Genomic DNA, 17,416 nt, shown 5'->3' on the forward strand with positions numbered 1-17,416 from the left:
CAGGAGAGAAACAATGAAAAAACTGATCCTTTCTACGGCCCTTGCCACCATGATGGCCATGAGCCCGACGCTGGCCGAGACCCCCACCCCGGGCGGCAATATGATCGTGACCTACAAAGACGATGTCGCGACGCTCGACCCGGCCATCGGCTATGACTGGCAGAACTGGTCGATGATCAAATCGGTCTTTGACGGGCTGATGGATTATGAGCCGGGCACCACCACGCTGCGCCCCGGTCTGGCCGAAAGCTACGAGATTTCCGAAGACGGGCTGACCTATACGTTCAAACTCCGCCCTGGCGTGAAGTTCCACAATGGCCGTGAGATGACCTCGGAAGACGTGGTCTACTCGATCAACCGCGTGGTGGATCCGGCAACGCAATCACCGGGCCAGGGTTTTTTCGGCATGATCGACGGCTTTGACGCCACCGCCGCTGACGGCTCGGCGCTGACCGGCGTTTCGGCGCCGGATGCCGCGACGGTGGTGTTCAGACTGTCGCGTCCCGATGCGACCTTCCTCCATGTCATGGCGCTGAACTTCTCTTATGTGGTGCCGAAAGAGGTGGTCGAGGCCGAGGGTGCCGATTTCGGCAAAAAGCCGGTCGGGACCGGCGCGTTTAAACTGACGGAATGGACGCTTGGCCAGCGCCTCGTCTTCGAGAAAAACGCGGATTACTGGATTTCAGGCGTTCCCTATCTCGACAGCTTCACGGTTGAGGTCGGCCAGGAGCCGGTCGTGGCGCTGTTGCGGGCGCAAAACGGCGAAGTGGATATTCCCGGCGACGGCATCCCGCCCGCGAAATTCGTCGAGGTGATGAGCGACCCGGCCCAGGCCGCGAATGTGGTCGAAGGCGGCCAGCTCCATACCGGCTATGTCACGATGAACGTCACCGCAGCCCCCTTTGACAGGGTCGAGGTGCGTCGCGCGGTCAATATGGCAATCAACAAGGACCGCATCGTCCAGGTGATCAATGGCCGTGCGGTTCCGGCGAACCAGCCTCTGCCGCCCTCGATGCCCGGCTATACCAAAGACTATGCGGGCTATGCCTATGACGTCGACGCGGCAAAGGCGCTGCTGAGCGAGGCCGGCTACGCAGACGGGTTCGAGACCGAGCTTTACGTGATGAACACCGATCCGAACCCGCGGATCGCGCAGGCGATCCAGCAGGATCTGAAGGCCATCGGCATCACCGCCAATATCCGCTCGCTCGCCCAGGCCAATGTGATCGAGGCCGGCGGCGCCGGTACCGCTCCGATGATCTGGTCCGGTGGCATGGCCTGGATCGCCGACTTCCCCGATCCCTCGAACTTCTACGGCCCGATCCTCGGCTGTGGCGGCGCGGTCGAAGGCGGCTGGAACTGGTCGAAATACTGCAATGCCGATCTCGACGCGCTGGCGGCGAAAGCCGACAGCACCGTTGATCCGGCGAAAGCGGATGAGCGCCTGAAACTCTGGTCCGATGTCTATATGGGCGTGATGGAAGATGCCCCCTGGGCGCCGGTGTTCAACGAACAGCGCTTTACGCTGAAATCGCCGCGTATGGGCGGGGCGGATGCGCTTTATGTCGATCCGGTCTCGATCCCGGTCAATTACGATTACGTCTATATCAAGGAGTGAGCACGGATCATGTGTAAGCACTGCAATCATACGATCCACGCCCATCAGCACCATTTCGGCTGGGACAATTCTTTCGCGCCCGCCCTGAAAGCCGCTCCGGGTGAGACGATCCTGTTCCAGTGCCTCGACAGTTCCGGGGGCCAGCTTGGCCCCCGCTCGACTGTCGCGGATGTGGCGGCGCTGGATTTTGGCAAGATCAACCCGGTCTCCGGGCCGGTCTTTGTCGATGGCGCAAAGCCGGGGGACGTGCTGAAGGTCACGATTGACAGCTTCACGCCGCAACAGCGCGACGGCGCAGGCTTTGGCTGGACCGCAAATATCCCGGGCTTCGGCCTTCTGACCGACCAGTTCGAAGAGCCGGCGCTGAATGTCTGGAAATTCGATGCGACCAGCCTGGAACCCGCCCTGTTCGGCCGTCACGCCCGTGTTCCGCTGAAACCCTTCGCCGGCACCATCGGCAATGCGCTGGCCGAGGCAGGGCATCATTCGATCGTGCCGCCGCGCCGGGTGGGCGGCAATCTCGACATCCGTGATCTGAGCGCCGGAACAACACTTTACCTGCCGGTCGAGGTCGAAGGCGCGCTGTTTTCCGTAGGGGACACCCATGCGGCCCAGGGCGATGGCGAGGTCTGCGGCACTGCGATTGAAAGCCCGTTCGATGTGGTACTGACCCTTGACCTGATCAAAGGCCAGCCGCTGAAAACCCCGCGCTTCACCACACCAGGGCCGGTCACGCGCCATCTTGACGCGAAAGGCTATGAAGCGACGACGGGCATCGGACCCGATCTCTGGACGGCGGCGAAGGATGCGGTTTCGGCGATGATCGACCTGCTCTGCGTGACGCAGAAACTCGAGCCGGTCGACGCCTATATGCTCTGTTCGGTCTGCGGCGATCTCAGAATCTCCGAGATTGTCGATATGCCGAATGTTGTGGTCAGCTTCTACTTCCCGCGTGCGGTTTTCGAATGACCATGCCCGCGCTTTCCCCCGCTGATGATGTGGTGCTTTCGCTGCGGGACCTAAAGGTCTCGGCACGCTCCGACCAGGGGCTGATCCCCCTTATCGAGGGACTGAGCCTTGAGCTCAGACGCGGCGAGACCCTGGCGATTGCGGGGGAAAGCGGCTCGGGGAAGTCGATCACCTCGCTCGCCATCATGGGGTTGTTGCCGCAGCCAGCGGTCAGGGTCACCGGCGGCACGATCCATCTGGGCGAGACCGAGCTGACCGGCCTTTCCGAGGCAAAGATGCAACGCCTGCGTGGTGCCCGGATCGCCATGATCTTTCAGGAGCCGATGACGGCCCTGAACCCGGTCATGTCCATCGGCCGCCAGCTGACCGAGGCGATCCGGGCGCATGAGGCGCTGTCGATGCGCGAGGCCCGCGCCCGTGCGCTTGAGGCGCTGAAGGCGGTGCGGCTGTCGCAGCCCGAGCGCAGGCTGGAGCAATTCCCGCATGAGCTTTCCGGGGGCATGCGGCAGCGCGTGATGATCGCCATGGCGATTGCGCTGAAACCCGATGTGCTGATCGCCGATGAGCCGACCACGGCGCTGGATGTGACGGTGCAGCGCGAAGTGCTGGATCTGATCCGCGATCTGCAACGCGATCTGGGCACGGCGGTCATTCTGATCACGCATGACATGGGCGTGGTCGCCGAAATGGCCGACCGGGTGATCGTGATGCAAAAGGGCCGGGTCGTAGAGACCGCCCCGACGATCGACCTCTTCGACGCCCCCCGCGAAACCTATACGCGTGAGCTGCTCGCCGCCGTGCCAAGGATCGGCGGGGGGCCGGCGCGGACCGCGACGGCGACAGAGGATGTGCTGGTGCGCTACCAGGACGTCTCGGTCCGCTTTCCGATCCGCCAGGGGTTGCTCGGTCGGGTGACGGCGCAGGTTCATGCGGTTGAACAGGTTTCGCTGGAGATTTTCAAAGGCGAGACGCTGTCGCTGGTCGGCGAATCCGGCTGCGGGAAATCGACCATGGCGCGGGCGCTGGTCGGTCTCGTGCCCCATAGCGGGCGGATCGAGGTCGCAGGCCGCGCATTGGCAGAGCTTGACGGACCCGCGCGCAAGGCGCTGCGCCGGGATTTGCAGATCGTCTTCCAGGACCCGATGGCGGCGCTTGATGCGCGGATGACGGTCGGCGAACTGATCCGCGAGCCGCTGCTGATCCATGGTATCGGCACGGCTGCAGAACAGCGCGCAAGGGTCTGTGACCTGCTGGAGCGGGTTGGTCTGACGGCTGCGGTCTATAATCGCTACCCGCATCAGTTTTCCGGCGGTCAGCGGCAGCGGATCTGCATCGCCCGCGCGCTGGCGCTGAAGCCGAAACTGATCGTCTGCGATGAAAGCGTCGCTGCGCTGGATGTGTCGATCCAGGCGAAGGTGCTGGAGCTGCTGCGCGATCTGCAGCGCGAGATGGGGGTGAGTTTCCTCTTCATCAGCCATGACATGGCGGTGGTCGAGAATGTCTCGGACCGGGTGGCGGTGATGTATCTTGGCCAGATTGTCGAGATGGGCTCGCGCGCGCAGCTGTTTGGCAACCCGCAGCACCCCTATACGCAGCGTCTTCTGGCCGCTGTGCCGGTGCCCGATCCGAAACGCCCGCGCGCGGCAGCGGCCCGCATGGCGGGCGAGATCCCGAGCCCGGTCTGGCCTTTGGGCCAGGGACCGGCCCGCGTGCGACTGGAAGATATCGGCGGCGGCCACCTCGTCGCGCGGTAAGCGCCGCGTTACGCCCCGCGCGCGCGCCGCGCCGCCTCTTGCAGCGCGGTAAAGACCTGAAAGCGCCGCTCATGCAGCGCTTTCACCCCGCCGCCCGCCGGCTGATGCGCCTCTCCGGGTGCGGACAATCCGGCCATGGCGGCGCGCATATCGGGGAAGAGCCCCCCCGCCACCGCGCCCAGCGTGGCCGAACCCAGCAGCACCGGCTCATCCGAGGCCGAGCCCATCACCACCCGCCCGGTGGCATCGGCCAGGATCTGGCGGATCAGCCGCGATTCCCCGGCGCCGCCGGAAATCACGATGTTTTCGACCCTGGCCCCGGCCGCATCCTGCACATCAAGGATCTGCCTGAGCCCGTAAGCCACGCCGCAGATCCCGGCGAGGTAAAGCGCCTCGAGATTTTCCAGGTCGCGCTCCATCCCGAGGCCGGCGATCACCGCGCGGGCATGCGGATCGGCATGGGGCGCGCGGTTGCCAAGGAATTCCGGCACCACATGCAGCTCCCCCGCCAGCGCTGCCGCCTGTGACAGATCAGGCGCGCGGGCAAGGATCCGCTGCGTCAGCCAGAGCGCCAGTGACTGGCCCCCGGCCTGGGCCTCCGCCCTGGCCCCGGCGCTTGCGGGGTGGAAGTCGAGCAGCTGGTCAATCGCCGCCCCCGCCGCCGACTGCCCGCCTTCGCTGAGCCAGAGTCCCGGAACCATGGCATTGAAATACGGGCCCCAGACCCCGGGCACGAAAACCGGCTCCGCGGTCGAGGTCATGGTGCAGGACGAGGTGCCGAAAACATAGGCCATATGGGTCAGGGGCGAGCCCTCGATCCCGACCGTGCCGATACCACCGGCATGGGCGTCAATCATCCCCGCCGCAACCGGCGTGCCGGGCGCAAGGCCGAGATCCGCCGCCGCCGCCGCCGTCAGCCCCTGGCCAAGGGCGGTTCCCGGCGGCACCACATGCGTCCCGATACGGGTGAACTGCTCATCGGCCAGCTCTTCCAGCCCGATCTGGCGGAAGTAAGACGGATCCCAGCGGTTTTCATGTGCCAGATAGGTCCATTTGCAGGTGACGGTACAGGTCGAACGCGCCTCATCCCCGGTCGCTTTCCAGGTCAGGAAATCCGCCAGATCAAAGAAATGCCGCGCGCCCGCGAAGACCTGCGGCCGGTTTTCTTTCAGCCATAAAAGCTTGGGCGTCTCCATCTCGGGCGAGATTTTGCCGCCGACATAGGCCAGAACCGCATGGCCCTGTGCGTTGATCCGTTCGGCCTGATCGACCGCGCGGTGATCCATCCAGACGATCACATCGCGCGCCGGGTCTTCCGACGGGCCCACGGGCAGCGACACGCCGCCCTCGCCCAGAACCACCAGCGAACAGGTCGCATCAAAGCCGATCCCGGCGACGAGGGCAGGATCTGCCCCCGCCATCACCTCGCGCACGGATTCTGCCACCGCTCCCCAGATCTGCGCGCTGGATTGTTCGACCATCGCCCCCGGCCCGCGCCAGAGCGTGATCTCGCGCTTTGCTGATGCGAGCAGGCGGCCGGTCTGGTCAAACAGCCCGGCACGGGCGCTGCCGGTGCCGACATCGACACCGATCAGATATTTGGGTTCGGTGGTCATGGCAGTGCCTCAGAGATCAAAGGTCGCGGGCAGGATCACCAGATCGCGGATCGTCACGGTCCGGGGACGGGTCAGCATGAAGAGAACCGCTTCCGCCACTTCTTTCGCCTGCATCAGGCTGCCATTGGCCAGCGCCTCATCCATCTTCGCTTTCGGCCAGGCATCCAGCAGCGCGGTCACGACCGGGCCGGGCAGCACCGCGCCGACCCTGACGCCATGCGGCGCGACCTGGCGGCGGGTGGCATGGACAAAGCCCTGAACCGCAAATTTCGAGGCGGTATAGACCGGCTCCCAGATCACCGGCACCACGCCCGCGACCGAGGAGGTGAAGAGGATATCCCCGGATTTCTGTGCGATCAGATGCGGCAGCACCGCATGGACAGACCGGAAAGCCGCGTTGATGTTCAGGTTCAGCATCCGGTCCCAGGCGTCGGGGTCGCCCTCGGCCACCGGACCGCCGATATAGGCGCCGGCATTGGCGTAGAAGACATCCAGCCGCCCGGCGAGTTCAAGGATCTTCGGCAGGATCGCCGAGACCTGTTTGCCATCCAGCAGATCCACGACCAAAGGCAGCGCATTCGGACCCATTTCGGCGCAAAGCTGCTTAAGCCGGTCTTCGGCGCGGTCAATCAGCACCACTTTCGCGCCGGCATCGACCAGGGTGCGGGCGCATTCCAGCCCGATCCCCGAGGCCGCTCCGGTGATCGCAACCACCTTGCCCTGCATTGATTCAGCCATTTCTTAACTCCTGTATATCAGTCCCGGCCACAGCCGTGTCTCAGCCGCGCCCATGGGTCGCACGCGACTGCCGGGCAAGGGAATCGACAATCACCGCTATGGCAAGCACAGCCCCGGTGATCATGTAACGCAGGCTCGACGACAGGTTCAGAAGCGTCAGCCCGTTGGAAATCGCCTGGATCACGATGATGCCCAAAAGCGCCGCCCAGGCAGAACCGCGCCCGCCAAAGAGCGATGTGCCCCCGATCACCGCCGCCGCAATGGCGTTGAGGTTCACATCCCCCGTTCCTGCCTGCTGGCTGGAAGAGGCAAGACGCCCTGCCGCCAGCACCCCGCCCAGAGCGGCCAGGGTGGAACACAGCATGAAGGCCGAATAGTAGATCCGCCGCACATTGATGCCCGACCGCCGCGCCGCCTCGCGGTTGCCGCCGACCGCGAAAAGCGAACGGCCCCATTTGGTGCGGGTCAGCGCATATTGCATCGCAACGACAAGGCCGACGAACAGCCCGAACATCCACGGCACGCCGCGGCCAAGGTTCAGATACCAGACCGCAAATTGCAGCGCCGCCGTCAGCACGACCGCCTTGATCAGCAAAAGGCTCAGCGGTATCGCGGTCAGCCCGGCGGCGCGGCGGCGTTTCGCGGTGTTCAGCCCGCCAAAGAGCACGACAAGCCCCGGGATCAGCGCGAGGCCATGCGACAGCCAGGCCGGCATGACCAGAAGCTGGCCAAAGGCCACCAGCGGCGAGGAAAACGGCAGGTTGATCGAGCCGGTCGGCCCAAGAATGTAAAGCTGCATCCCCAGAATGGCGAGAAGCCCCGCGAGGGTCGCCACGAAACTCGGCATGCCAAGCCTTGTATAAAGCGTGGCATAGACAAAGCCGATCACCATGCCCGCAAGCAAAGCCGCGCCAATTGCCACTGGCAAAGGCAGGCCCATATTCACCCAGATCACACCCACCAGGGCTGAGGCGAAACCGCTCATCGAGCCCACGGAAAGGTCGATCTCTCCCAGCATCAGCACGCAGACGATGCCAAGCGAGATCACCCCCACTGTCGCGCAGTCAAAAAGCAGGTTCACAAGGTTATTCGGCAGCAGGAACACCGGGTTCAGGCTGGAGAAAACCACCGAGATCACCACCAGCCCGACCGCGACCGGCAGGATGCCCAGATCGCCCGCCCGCACCCGGTCGATGAAGAGCCGCACCGCACCGGTAAGGCTGTCATCGTTTCTGACCCGCTCATCGGCGCGGTCAAGCGGTTTGGGGGCGAGTTTCACGTCACTCATGATGCTCCTCCGCCGCCTTGCGGCTTGCGCGGCGCGAGACCGCATTTTCCGACGCGCCGGTGATGGCGGCGACCAGCTCCTGGTTGCTGGACCCGGGCGTGAAGACCCCGCCGTTCTTCCCCAGCCTCAGCACCACGATCCGGTCCGCCACCGCGCGGACATCTTCCATATTATGGCTGATGACGATCACACCGAGCCCGCGCGCGCGCACCCGGTCGATCAGGTTCAGAACCTCGGCCGTCTGCGCCACGCCAAGCGCCGCCGTCGGCTCGTCCAGCATGATGATCTTCGGATCCGTCAGCAGCGAGCGCGCAATCGCCACCGTCTGGCGCTGCCCGCCCGAAAGCGAGGCGACGGGTTCGCGCACCGAAGGGATCCGCGCCGCAAGTTCACGCAGCAGCGTCCAGGCCCGGACCTCCATCTGCACCTCGTCAAGGCGCCAGGGGCTCAGCTCATGGCCGAGAAACAGGTTCGAGACGACATCGAGGTTTTCGCACAAAGCGAGGTCCTGGAAGACGGTTGCAATTCCCAGATCCAGCGCTTTGGCCGGGCTGTCGAGGGTCACGGGTTTCCCCATGAACCGCACCTCGCCCGCCGAGGGCTGATGCACCCCCGCCAGCACCTTCACCAGCGTCGATTTACCGGCACCATTATCGCCGACCAGCGCCACGACCTCACCGGCATGGACTTCGAGTTCGATATCGCTCAGTGCCGACACGGCCCCGAAATTCTTTGAAACACCTGTGAGCTGCAACAGCAGCTCCCCTTTCGGGGGATTGTCGTCACTCATCGCTGCACCTTCCGCAACAGAATGAGGCCCGACCGCCAGGGAGCGCGGCGGTCGGGCCAGAGCACGGGACCTTACTCGGTGATCCCAAGCGCCTTGCAGCCTTCGGCATATTCGCCGGTGCAGATCTGCTCAGCGGTCTGGATCCCCTTGTCGAAGATCTCGGCCTTGATGTTTTCCTTCGTCACCACGGCGGGAACGAAGAGCTCGGACGGCGTGTCATAAAGCGTGGTCTTTGCCTCGGGCGTCTCGCCATTGAGGAAGGTGACCGCGATATTCGCCGCAGCCGCCGCCACGATCTCGGAGGGTTTCGAGATCGTGTTATACTGGTCGCCCGAAATGATCAGCTGCAAGGCCGCGATGGTCGCGTCATTGCCAGTCACGGGGGGAACCGGGCTCACGCCGCCCGCCTTGAAGGCCGCAACCGCACCGCCGCCGGTGCCGTCATTCGCCGCGACCACGCCGGTAATTTCGGCGCCGAAACGGGTGATCTGGCCTGCCGCCCATTCCTGCGCCTTCGGCGGCGCCCAGTCGGGCGTGTCAAACTCGGCAAGCGTTTTGTAGGGCGATTCCTTCAGCGCGCGGTGGATGCCGTCGCGGATCAGGCCGGCTGCCGCATCGGTGGGCGAGCCGTTGATCTGCAACACCCCTGCCCCATCCGCGACGCCCGAGGCTTTCAGATGATCGGTCAGCGATTTCGCGATGGCGTAGCCAATGCCTTCATTGTCGAAAGACACATAGAAATCAGCCGGCGTTGCCGGGATCGGACGGTCATAGGCGATGACCTTGACGCCCTGTGCCTGCGCCAGCGTCACGAGGCCCGCTGCCGCCGCCGAGTCGACCGGATCCAGCACGATAACCTTAGCGCCCTGCGTCAGCAGCGCGTTGAACTGCTGCTGTTGCAGCGCCACATCGGCATTGGCGTTCTGGTAGATCACCTCGCAAGACGGGCAAAGCTTGTCCATCTCGGCCTTGAAGCCGGGGAAGTCATGCTCTTCATAGCGGGTCGAGGCCTGGTCGGGCATCAGGAAGCCCACCACACCCGAAGGCTCCGCCAGGGCAGCAGTACCAAGCAACATGGCCAGCGCTGTCGCCATTACGGGCGCCGTTGCGGGCAAGGCATGAAATTTCATCTCGTCTCTCCTCCACATGGGCGGGCGGCCCATGCCCCCGCTGATCGCCAACACGGCCAATCCTGCTCCGGAGGGTGAGGCCGACGAGGAGAAATGCGCCGCCAGAAAACACCGGTGATCCGGCGCATTTCTGACTTTGCTGATATCCTCCCCAGGCTCCCGAAACCGGGCCGGTGGCGCAGATTATTCGTGTTCCATCGGTGTAGCCCTCCTGCTCAACCGATGTAGCAAGAGGTTGTGTCAGCGCGTTGAAACTGTCAAGCTGCATTTCCAGGGAATGAGGAAACCGTGACAACACCCCGGCCAAAACCTGCGCCGACGCGTGCGCGGCGCACCACGATTTACGATCTGGCGGTGCTGGTGGGCGCTTCGCCGACGGCGGTCAGCGCGGTGCTGAACGGCACCTGGAAAAAGCGGCGCATCTCTGCCTCGCTCGCCGAACGCATCACCCGCACGGCCGAAGAACAGGGCTATGCGCTGAACCTTCAGGCCAGCGGCCTGCGGCGGGAAAAGTCGCGGCTGATCGGGATGATCGTGCCGAAATACGACAACCGCTATTTCGGGTCTATCGTTGAACGCTTCGAGGCGATGGCGCGCGCGCGCGAGCTTTTCCCCATCATTACCTGCACGATGCGCGACCCCGCGCTGGAGATTCAGGCCGCGCGCGAGATGATCTCGCATCAGGTCGATTGCCTGATTGCGACCGGCGCCACCGATCCCGACCGGATCACCGCGATCTGCGAGGCGGCGGGGGTGCGCTCGCTCAATCTCGATCTCCCCGGGAGCCGCGCGCCTTCGGTGATCTCGGATAATTTTGGCGGCGCGCTGGCACTGACACGGCGGATCCTTGCCGCCTCGGCCAGCCAGCGCCATCGCGGCGAGCCGATCCCCTTCATCGGCGGGCGGGCGAGCGATCACAACACATCCGAGCGGATCCGGGGCTTTCGTGCCGCCCATGAAGAGGCCGGGATCATCGTGGATGAGACGATGATTCTCGCCACCGGCTATGCGCCGGACCGGGCAATCACCGCGCTGGAAGTGCTGGCGAAGCGGCGTGGTCAGCTGCCGCGCGCCATATTCGTCAATTCGACCATCGCGCTGGAAGGCGTTTTGCACTGGACACGCTCCAGCGGGCATTTCGGCTCTGTCGCGCCGCATGTGGGCTGTTTCGACTGGGATCCGCTGGCGGCGGTGCTGACGGAAAATATCGTTATGGTGCAACAGGATGTGCCGGCGATGCTGGAGGCACTGTTCCGCCTGATCGACGCCGATGACCCTGCGCCGGGGCTGAGCGAGATCCCCACCCATTTCGCGCCGCAGCCCTTCGCGGGCACTGCCGCAACAGCAGGCGCCGACTGAGCGAACTGCCATGCAACACCGGCGCGCCATAAATCCCAGGGCCTCTTGTCAGGAAATACCGGGGCGGCTACCGCTTGCCCGGGAACAGACCCCTGTCCAACCAGCCAAGGGTGACCAGTCTTGGAAAAAAAGCGGCTCGGCGAACTCGTTGGCGCATTTATGACGCTGCGGCCCCGGCTTCTGGCCGTGGCCCAGGCGCGGCTGGGCAACCGCGCGCTGGCCGAAGACCTGGTCCAGGACACCTGGATCCGGCTGGAAACGGCACAAAGCGACAGCGGCATAGCGAATGCGGCGGGTTTCGTGTCTCAGGTCACCAAAAACGGCATCCGCGATCATTTCCGCAAGGAACGGCGCCGGGCAGAGATCGACGCCGAGGTGCAGGATCTGCTGTGGGAACAAACCGATGAGGTCTCGGCCGAGCGCGCCGTGATGGGGCGTGACATGCTGGCCCGGGTGCAGGCGGCACTGGAGGAACTCCCGGAAAAGACCCGGCGCATCTTTCTGTTGAACCGGATCGACGGGGTGCCGCATCGCAAGATTGCACAACGTCTCGAAATGAGCGACGAAGCCGTCTATTATCACATCCGCCGCGCGCTGGAGCATCTTGCCGATCTGCGCGACGCCATGAACGATTGATCCGCCTTGCCCGTGCCGGTCTGTTCCGGTGGGGTCGGGGCGCCAACGGGTTATCGCTGAGCCACAGGAATGAGTGACGCCGCCCCCCGGACCAAGGCCGATGCAAAGCTCGCCCGTGAGGCGCGGGACTGGGTCGTGCGCCTTGCCTCGGGCGAGGTGGCCCCCGCAGAGCTGCAACAGTTCCGCGCCTGGAAGGCACAGTCAGAGGCCCATGCCCGTGCCTTTGCCGGGGAACGCCGTTTCTGGCAAGAGCTTGATGGCCTGGGCGCCACACCCGGGCCCGTCCCGCTGGCGGCAAAACCTGCCGCAGCCCGGATCGGACGGCGCGGCTTTCTGGCCGGAGGCATCGCCGCAGGCGCCGGAGCATGGGCGCTGGATCTGCCGCATCGCTGGCAGGACTGGACCGCCGATCTTCATACCGGCTTTGGCGAGATGGCGGGGATGACTCTTCCCGATGGCACGATCGCCACGCTGAACACCGACAGCGCGCTGGCGCTGGAATTCACGCGGGGGCAGCGACAGGTCAGGCTCCTGCGCGGCGAGGCCGAGTTCCGGGTGCCGGCCGGAACCAGCCCCCTGCGGGTCACGGCGCTGAATGGCGTAACCGAGGCCCAGGCCAGCCTGTTCTCGGTCGGGCTTGCAGATCGCGAGGCGCGCGTCACGGTGTCTGAGGGCCAGGTGCGGGTCAGCGCCGCTCTGGGCCAGGCGCTCGATCTTGGCGCATCGGAACAGGCGGTCTATGGCGCGGGCCTGGCGGTGGCCGCGCTCGGCCCGATCGACCGCGAGATTGCCTTCGCCTGGCGCGAGGGGCGGATCATCTTTGAGGGCCGCCGCTTTGACCAGGCGGTGAGCGAACTCGCGCGTTATGTGCCCGAAAAGGTGATGCTCGGGCCCGGCGTTGATGCCGCCCTGCCGGTCAGCGCAGTCTTTTCGACCAGCGCCGCGCATGAAGCCATCGGGGCGCTGGCATTGACCCAGGACCTCTCGGTCAGGCGCATTCCGCAGGTCATGATCTTGCTGAGCTGAGCCGCCGCAGGCGCTCAATGCTCGGTCCGCAAAATTATTTCATTTTTGTCTTTAGGCAAAACCCGGCCTCACCCGTCACTGATAGGAAGGGTCCAGGCAGGCCAATACCCACGCTCTTCGCTTCGCCGGCCCCGGCAATGGGGTCCGTTGCAATGACAGAAAGGGTAAGGGTCTGATGCCTGCCAGTTTCCTCCATTTCCGGCGCGCGGCCGCGCGGCGCCTGACCGTTCTTTTCTCGGGGACTGCGCTCAGTCTTGGTGTGCTGGCAGGTGGCCCGGCGCTTATGATGCTGACCGCGCCTGCGGTCCTGGCGCAGAATGCGGCCACGCACCGGCTGGATATTGCGGCCAAGCCGCTGGGTCAGGCGCTGCGCGATCTGGCGCGGCAGACCGGGCTGCAGATCGCCTATCGGACCTCGGTCGCGGCGGGGACGCAGGCCCCGGCGATCAGCGGGACCATGTCGGCGGAACAGGCGCTGTCGCGACTTCTGGCAGGATCCGGGCTGAATTACAGCTTCACCGGCGCCACGACCGTGACCATTCTCGGCAGCGCCTCCGACGCCTCAGATGTCGGCGGCACTGTGGACGGCGCGCAGAACCTCGGGACGATCCTGCTGGTCACTGACCCGACCACCACAGAGGGCAGCAATTCCTATACCACGGGTGCCGCAACCGGCTCGACCGGCCTGCCGATGAGCCTGAAGGAAACGCCGCAATCGGTGAGCGTGATCACCAGTCAGCGGCTGAAAGACCAGAATCTCGGCACCACACAGCAGATGCTGTCCTACACGACCGGCGTGCATTCGGCGATTTTCGAGACCGACCGCGACAATACCTGGTCGCGCGGGCAATGGGTCTCCAGCTATATCGTGGATGGTGTGGTGATCGATGGCGGCATCGGCTTCATGTCCGGGGTTGGCCTGCAATCCTCGACCTCGACCTATGACCATGCCGAGGTGGTGCGCGGCGCGACCGGCCTGCTGACCGGCCCCGGCGACCCCTCTGCCGCCGTGCGGATGGAGCGCAAGAAGGCCACCGCAACCGAGCTGACCGGCAGCATTGAGACACGCTATGGCAGCTGGAACCGCATGGGTCTGGGGCTGGATGTCTCGAACAGGCTGAATGAAAGCGGGTCTTTGCGCGGGCGTCTGGTCGTCGACCTATACAGCGGCGACAGTTTCCGCGACCGATACAGCGTTGATAAACAAACGATCTATGGCACGCTGGCCTGGGATATAGATGACGCGACCACGCTGTCTTTCAGCTATGAACATCGCAATCACGACCCGAAGGGCTCGGAATGGAGCGCCTTCCCGACGCTCTTCGCTGATGGCACGCCGACGCTTTTCCCGCGCAACTGGTCGAGCGCGCCTTACTGGGCCTATTGGTCGAGCAAACAGGATATGGCAACGATCCGGGCCGATCATGATTTCGGCGGCGGCTGGACCGGCAATGCAACGCTGAGCGCCGTCACCCGCAGCTATTCGGCGGAAAATACCCGCTTCTATGGCCGCCCCGATCCGGTCACCGGCCTTGGCATGACGCTGTTTGCCCGCAAGGCCGAGGAATGGGCGCGCCAGATCGCGCTGGATGCCTCGGTCTCTGGCCCGGTCCAGGCCTTTGGCCGCGACCATACGCTGAATTTCGGCGTCCATGCCGGGCGTGACTGGGGCAAGGCCGATGATTACGACATCGTCGGCACCCAGCCCACGATGGGCAGCGTCTATGATTGGGACGGAAGCCTGCCCCGCCCGCAATTCACCCTGCCCCAGGCCGGGGAGTGGAAGAAAAAGGCGACCGAATATTCCGCCTATGGTGCGGCCCGGCTCTCGCTTGCCGATCCGCTGACCGCGATCCTCGGCTTGCGTTATACCGACTGGAGCGCGGATACCCGCAACTTCAGGGAATTCACCCCCTATTTTGGCCTCGTCTATGACGTGACCGAAGATGTTTCGGTCTTTGCCAGCTATACCCAGATCTTCAGACCGCAGAGCTATCGCGACATCAACCGCAATTATCTCGACCCGGTTCAGGGCAAAAGCGAAGAGGTCGGCATCAAAGGCGAATGGTATGAGGGGCGCCTGAACGCCTCGCTGTCCTACTACCGCACCTATCAGGACAATGTCGCGACCGGCGCCGAAGATGCCAGTGGCAATCCGGTCTATGTGCCCGGCAGCACCGATCAGGCCTATTACGGCGCGATGGGCCAGACCACGCGGGGCGTCGAGCTCGAGGTCTCGGGCGAGATCGCGCCCGGCTGGAACCTGTTCTTCGGTGCGGCGAAGATGAAGGCCACCAATCCCGATGGCAGCCAGGCCAACAGCTTCCTGCCGGAAAATACCCTGAAGATCTTCACCACGTACAATCTGCCGGGCGAACACAGCCAGTGGACCATCGGCGGCGGCGCGCGCTGGCAGAGCGAAAGCTGGAACAGGCTGGGCGTTCCGGGTGTCGGGTCGGTGCGGAATTCGCAGCGTTCTTTCGCGGTAGTGGATGCGATGCTGCGCTATGACATCAACGACAAATGGTCGGCACAGCTCAACATCAACAACCTCTTCGATGAGAGCTATTACCATTCCGCCAGCGTCGCAGGCGTCTATGGCGAGCCGCGCAATGCGATGTTCACCCTGACATCGCGCTTCTGATTCCAGGCCCCGGCGCTTGCCGCCGGGGCTTTCAGACCACTCGCAAAGGCAGATTTTCCATGACTTTTCTCTCACGCAGGGGGCTCGTGCTGGCAATGCTCCTCTTCACCGCATCGCCCCTGCTGGCCGAGGGCATTCCCCAGATGCAGCCGGCCGAATTCGCGCCCGCCGCCACCCGCACCAGCGCCATTCCCGGCGGCTATGAGGTGCTCTCGGTGCCCGAACTGGGCGCGGTGTTTGCCGCCTCGGTGCCGGATTTCACCGATGGCGCGGCGGGTGATGTCTATATGCTCGATGCAGACACCCTCGCCCCGATCCGGCGCATTCAGCTCAAACGCCGTCCCTTCGCGCTGGCGGTCGATCACGCGCGGGGCTTGCTTTACGCCGGCAATACCAAAGACGGATCCCTGTCGGTGATCGATGCGCGCAGCGGCCTGTTCCTGCGCATGATCCAGCTCGGGAAAACCGGAGCCAATGGCAAGATGGAACATACCCGCATGATCGAGGTCGATCAGGCAACGGGCCGCGTTTTTGTCACCGGCCCGACCGATGAGGGCATCGTCTGGATCATCGACGGCGCGACCGGCGAGGTCACCTCGCGCACCGATAAAGCCGTGATCTGGGCGGCGGGTCTGGCGTTTGACGGGCGTGACCGCCTCTATGTCGGAGGTGGCGGGGCCGAGGAAATCCTCGTCCTGAACGCGGAAACCGGCGAGAAGATCACCACCTTCTCGACCGGTGACACCGCCCCCGGCCAGGGCGATAAATCCGCGCATTTCATGGTGAACCTCTCGCTGGATGCGGCGGGTGGCCGGCTCTTTGCGGTCGACAGCCATGAGGGCAGGCTCTACGTCTTCAACACCGCTGATGGCAGTATTCTGGCCCAGGTGCCGATTGGTCCCGGCGCGCTGGATGTGATCTGGAACCCGCTGCGCGATGAGGCCTATGTCACCTGGTATGGCATCAACAGCCAGATACGCGACGGCACCGGCGGCATCACCGTGGTCAATACCAAAGACTACAGCGTCACCCGTGATCTCGCGGTCAAGACCTTCCCGAGCAATCTTGCGCTGGACGAGAGCGGCCAGGTCCTGTTCGCCTCGGTCTCGGAACCGTCGAATGACAAGCATCCGGATCATGCCCCGGGCACAATCGGATCGGTGATCCGGCTGGATCTGGCGATCCTTGGCGATCTGATGGCGGCGAAGACCCCCTGACCCCGACCGGAGGCCGCCCGCAGCCGCCCTGCCCTTACGCCCGCGCCTTTGGCGCGGGCCATGTCACTTCAGCGCAGCAGGGGAACAATTTTCCCGTCAGTAGCATGATACTACCCCCATGACCCGGTTCTGTCCTTTGCTGTGCGAAAGCAAGGAGACACTATGGCCCGGATGATTCATACCATGATCCGCGTGCTGGACGAAGCCCGTTCGCTCGCATTCTACGACCAGGCATTCGGCCTGAAAGTGGTGGAACGCCTCGATTTTGAGACCTTCACCCTGATCTATCTCGCCAATGCCGAAACCGGGTTCGAACTGGAACTGACCGTCAACAAGGGCCGTGTTGACCCCTATAACCTCGGCGATGGCTACGGCCATCTCGCGGTCTCGGTCACTGATGTGAATGCAGAACATGCGCGCCTGGAAGCTGCCGGCCTTGCCCCGCGCAAACTGGTCGATTTCGCGCCTGGCGGCGACGTCATCGCCCGGTTTTTCTTTATCGCCGATCCCGACGGTTACCAGATCGAAGTGCTGCAGCGCGCGGGGCGCTACCAATAATCTGAAACGGCAGCCCTGCGCGGAAGAGGAGCCGCGCCGGGAACTCCCAGCCGACTGAAAAAGCAAGGAGGAG

Annotated in this window: 14 protein-coding genes; 9 read left to right on the forward strand and 5 right to left on the reverse strand. The window is 64.3% G+C overall.

Annotated elements, in window-relative coordinates; translation table 11 throughout:
- The first annotated feature begins 13 nt into the window (after window positions 1–13).
- The 3 genes from JC607_RS00120 to JC607_RS00130 are packed head-to-tail and all read left to right on the forward strand — an operon-like array spanning window position 14 to window position 4,341.
- Entirely contained in the window at window positions 14–1,618 is a 1,605-nt protein-coding gene (locus JC607_RS00120) for an ABC transporter substrate-binding protein (RefSeq protein ID WP_198834908.1), read from the forward strand.
- 9 nt (window positions 1,619–1,627) lie between these two features.
- Window positions 1,628–2,587 (forward strand): acetamidase/formamidase family protein, encoded by a 960-nt coding sequence (locus JC607_RS00125; protein ID WP_198834909.1) that lies wholly within the window; start codon window positions 1,628–1,630, stop codon window positions 2,585–2,587.
- Window positions 2,584–4,341, forward strand: a complete 1,758-nt coding sequence (locus tag JC607_RS00130) for an ABC transporter ATP-binding protein (RefSeq protein ID WP_198834910.1) — start codon at window positions 2,584–2,586, stop codon at window positions 4,339–4,341. The genes JC607_RS00125 and JC607_RS00130 overlap by 4 nt, the downstream gene beginning before the upstream one ends.
- Before the next feature lie 8 nt (window positions 4,342–4,349).
- Here JC607_RS00130 and JC607_RS00135 read toward each other — a convergent pair whose 3' ends face one another.
- The 5 genes from JC607_RS00135 to JC607_RS00155 all read right to left on the reverse strand — a co-directional run bounded on the left by JC607_RS00135 (window position 4,350) and on the right by JC607_RS00155 (window position 9,903).
- The gene (locus JC607_RS00135) at window positions 4,350–5,957 is read right to left on the reverse strand and encodes an FGGY-family carbohydrate kinase (protein ID WP_198834911.1); all 1,608 of its coding nucleotides are present in this window, start codon (window positions 5,955–5,957) and stop codon (window positions 4,350–4,352) included.
- Window positions 5,958–5,966: 9 nt separating this feature from the next.
- Window positions 5,967–6,695 (reverse strand): SDR family oxidoreductase, encoded by a 729-nt coding sequence (locus JC607_RS00140; RefSeq protein ID WP_198834912.1) that lies wholly within the window; start codon window positions 6,693–6,695, stop codon window positions 5,967–5,969.
- A gap of 40 nt (window positions 6,696–6,735) precedes the next feature.
- On the reverse strand, window positions 6,736–7,983 hold the full coding sequence (locus JC607_RS00145; protein WP_198834913.1) for a sugar ABC transporter permease: 1,248 nt from the start codon (window positions 7,981–7,983) through the stop codon (window positions 6,736–6,738).
- A complete protein-coding gene (locus tag JC607_RS00150) occupies window positions 7,976–8,773 on the reverse strand; it encodes an ATP-binding cassette domain-containing protein (RefSeq protein ID WP_198834914.1) in 798 nt (265 codons plus the stop codon). The genes JC607_RS00145 and JC607_RS00150 overlap by 8 nt, the downstream gene beginning before the upstream one ends.
- Window positions 8,774–8,844: 71 nt before the next feature.
- On the reverse strand, window positions 8,845–9,903 hold the full coding sequence (locus JC607_RS00155) for a sugar ABC transporter substrate-binding protein (protein ID WP_233092505.1): 1,059 nt from the start codon (window positions 9,901–9,903) through the stop codon (window positions 8,845–8,847).
- Window positions 9,904–10,191: 288 nt separating this feature from the next.
- Here JC607_RS00155 and JC607_RS00160 point away from each other — a divergent pair, with 288 nt between their 5' ends.
- From JC607_RS00160 to JC607_RS00185, 6 genes are all read left to right on the forward strand, one after another.
- Window positions 10,192–11,262, forward strand: coding sequence for a substrate-binding domain-containing protein (locus tag JC607_RS00160; protein ID WP_198834915.1), 1,071 nt, complete (start codon window positions 10,192–10,194; stop codon window positions 11,260–11,262).
- A gap of 159 nt (window positions 11,263–11,421) precedes the next feature.
- Window positions 11,422–11,898: an RNA polymerase sigma factor gene (locus JC607_RS00165; RefSeq protein WP_198834916.1), complete on the forward strand. Its 477-nt coding sequence runs from the start codon at window positions 11,422–11,424 to the stop codon at window positions 11,896–11,898.
- 69 nt (window positions 11,899–11,967) lie between these two features.
- Window positions 11,968–12,924, forward strand: coding sequence for a FecR domain-containing protein (locus JC607_RS00170; protein ID WP_198834917.1), 957 nt, complete (start codon window positions 11,968–11,970; stop codon window positions 12,922–12,924).
- 175 nt (window positions 12,925–13,099) lie between these two features.
- Entirely contained in the window at window positions 13,100–15,568 is a 2,469-nt protein-coding gene (locus tag JC607_RS00175) for a TonB-dependent receptor (protein WP_198834918.1), read from the forward strand.
- A 59-nt stretch (window positions 15,569–15,627) separates the two neighbouring features.
- Window positions 15,628–16,785 carry a YncE family protein gene (locus JC607_RS00180; protein ID WP_198834919.1) on the forward strand — a complete coding sequence of 386 codons (1,158 nt, stop codon included), beginning with the start codon at window positions 15,628–15,630 and terminating at the stop codon, window positions 16,783–16,785.
- Window positions 16,786–16,947: 162 nt separating this feature from the next.
- Complete coding sequence (locus tag JC607_RS00185; protein WP_198834920.1) at window positions 16,948–17,343, forward strand: VOC family protein; 396 nt, start codon at window positions 16,948–16,950, stop codon at window positions 17,341–17,343.
- Window positions 17,344–17,416: the final 73 nt, after the last annotated feature.

Source organism: Paracoccus sp. IB05 (genome assembly GCF_016405985.1).
Lineage (GTDB): Bacteria > Pseudomonadota > Alphaproteobacteria > Rhodobacterales > Rhodobacteraceae > Pseudogemmobacter.

What these genes read in the sequence shown, in the direction of transcription:
- JC607_RS00120 (WP_198834908.1), top strand. Translation starts at nt 14, where the DNA reads ATGAAAAAACTGATCCTTTCTACGGCCCTTGCCACCATGATGGCCATG.
- JC607_RS00125 (WP_198834909.1), top strand. Translation starts at nt 1,628, where the DNA reads ATGTGTAAGCACTGCAATCATACGATCCACGCCCATCAGCACCATTTC.
- JC607_RS00130 (WP_198834910.1), top strand. Translation starts at nt 2,584, where the DNA reads ATGACCATGCCCGCGCTTTCCCCCGCTGATGATGTGGTGCTTTCGCTG.
- JC607_RS00135 (WP_198834911.1), bottom strand. Translation starts at nt 5,957, where the DNA reads ATGACCACCGAACCCAAATATCTGATCGGTGTCGATGTCGGCACCGGC.
- JC607_RS00140 (WP_198834912.1), bottom strand. Translation starts at nt 6,695, where the DNA reads ATGGCTGAATCAATGCAGGGCAAGGTGGTTGCGATCACCGGAGCGGCC.
- JC607_RS00145 (WP_198834913.1), bottom strand. Translation starts at nt 7,983, where the DNA reads ATGAGTGACGTGAAACTCGCCCCCAAACCGCTTGACCGCGCCGATGAG.
- JC607_RS00150 (WP_198834914.1), bottom strand. Translation starts at nt 8,773, where the DNA reads ATGAGTGACGACAATCCCCCGAAAGGGGAGCTGCTGTTGCAGCTCACA.
- JC607_RS00155 (WP_233092505.1), bottom strand. Translation starts at nt 9,903, where the DNA reads ATGAAATTTCATGCCTTGCCCGCAACGGCGCCCGTAATGGCGACAGCG.
- JC607_RS00165 (WP_198834916.1), top strand. Translation starts at nt 11,422, where the DNA reads ATGACGCTGCGGCCCCGGCTTCTGGCCGTGGCCCAGGCGCGGCTGGGC.
- JC607_RS00170 (WP_198834917.1), top strand. Translation starts at nt 11,968, where the DNA reads ATGAGTGACGCCGCCCCCCGGACCAAGGCCGATGCAAAGCTCGCCCGT.
- JC607_RS00175 (WP_198834918.1), top strand. Translation starts at nt 13,100, where the DNA reads ATGCCTGCCAGTTTCCTCCATTTCCGGCGCGCGGCCGCGCGGCGCCTG.
- JC607_RS00180 (WP_198834919.1), top strand. Translation starts at nt 15,628, where the DNA reads ATGACTTTTCTCTCACGCAGGGGGCTCGTGCTGGCAATGCTCCTCTTC.
- JC607_RS00185 (WP_198834920.1), top strand. Translation starts at nt 16,948, where the DNA reads ATGGCCCGGATGATTCATACCATGATCCGCGTGCTGGACGAAGCCCGT.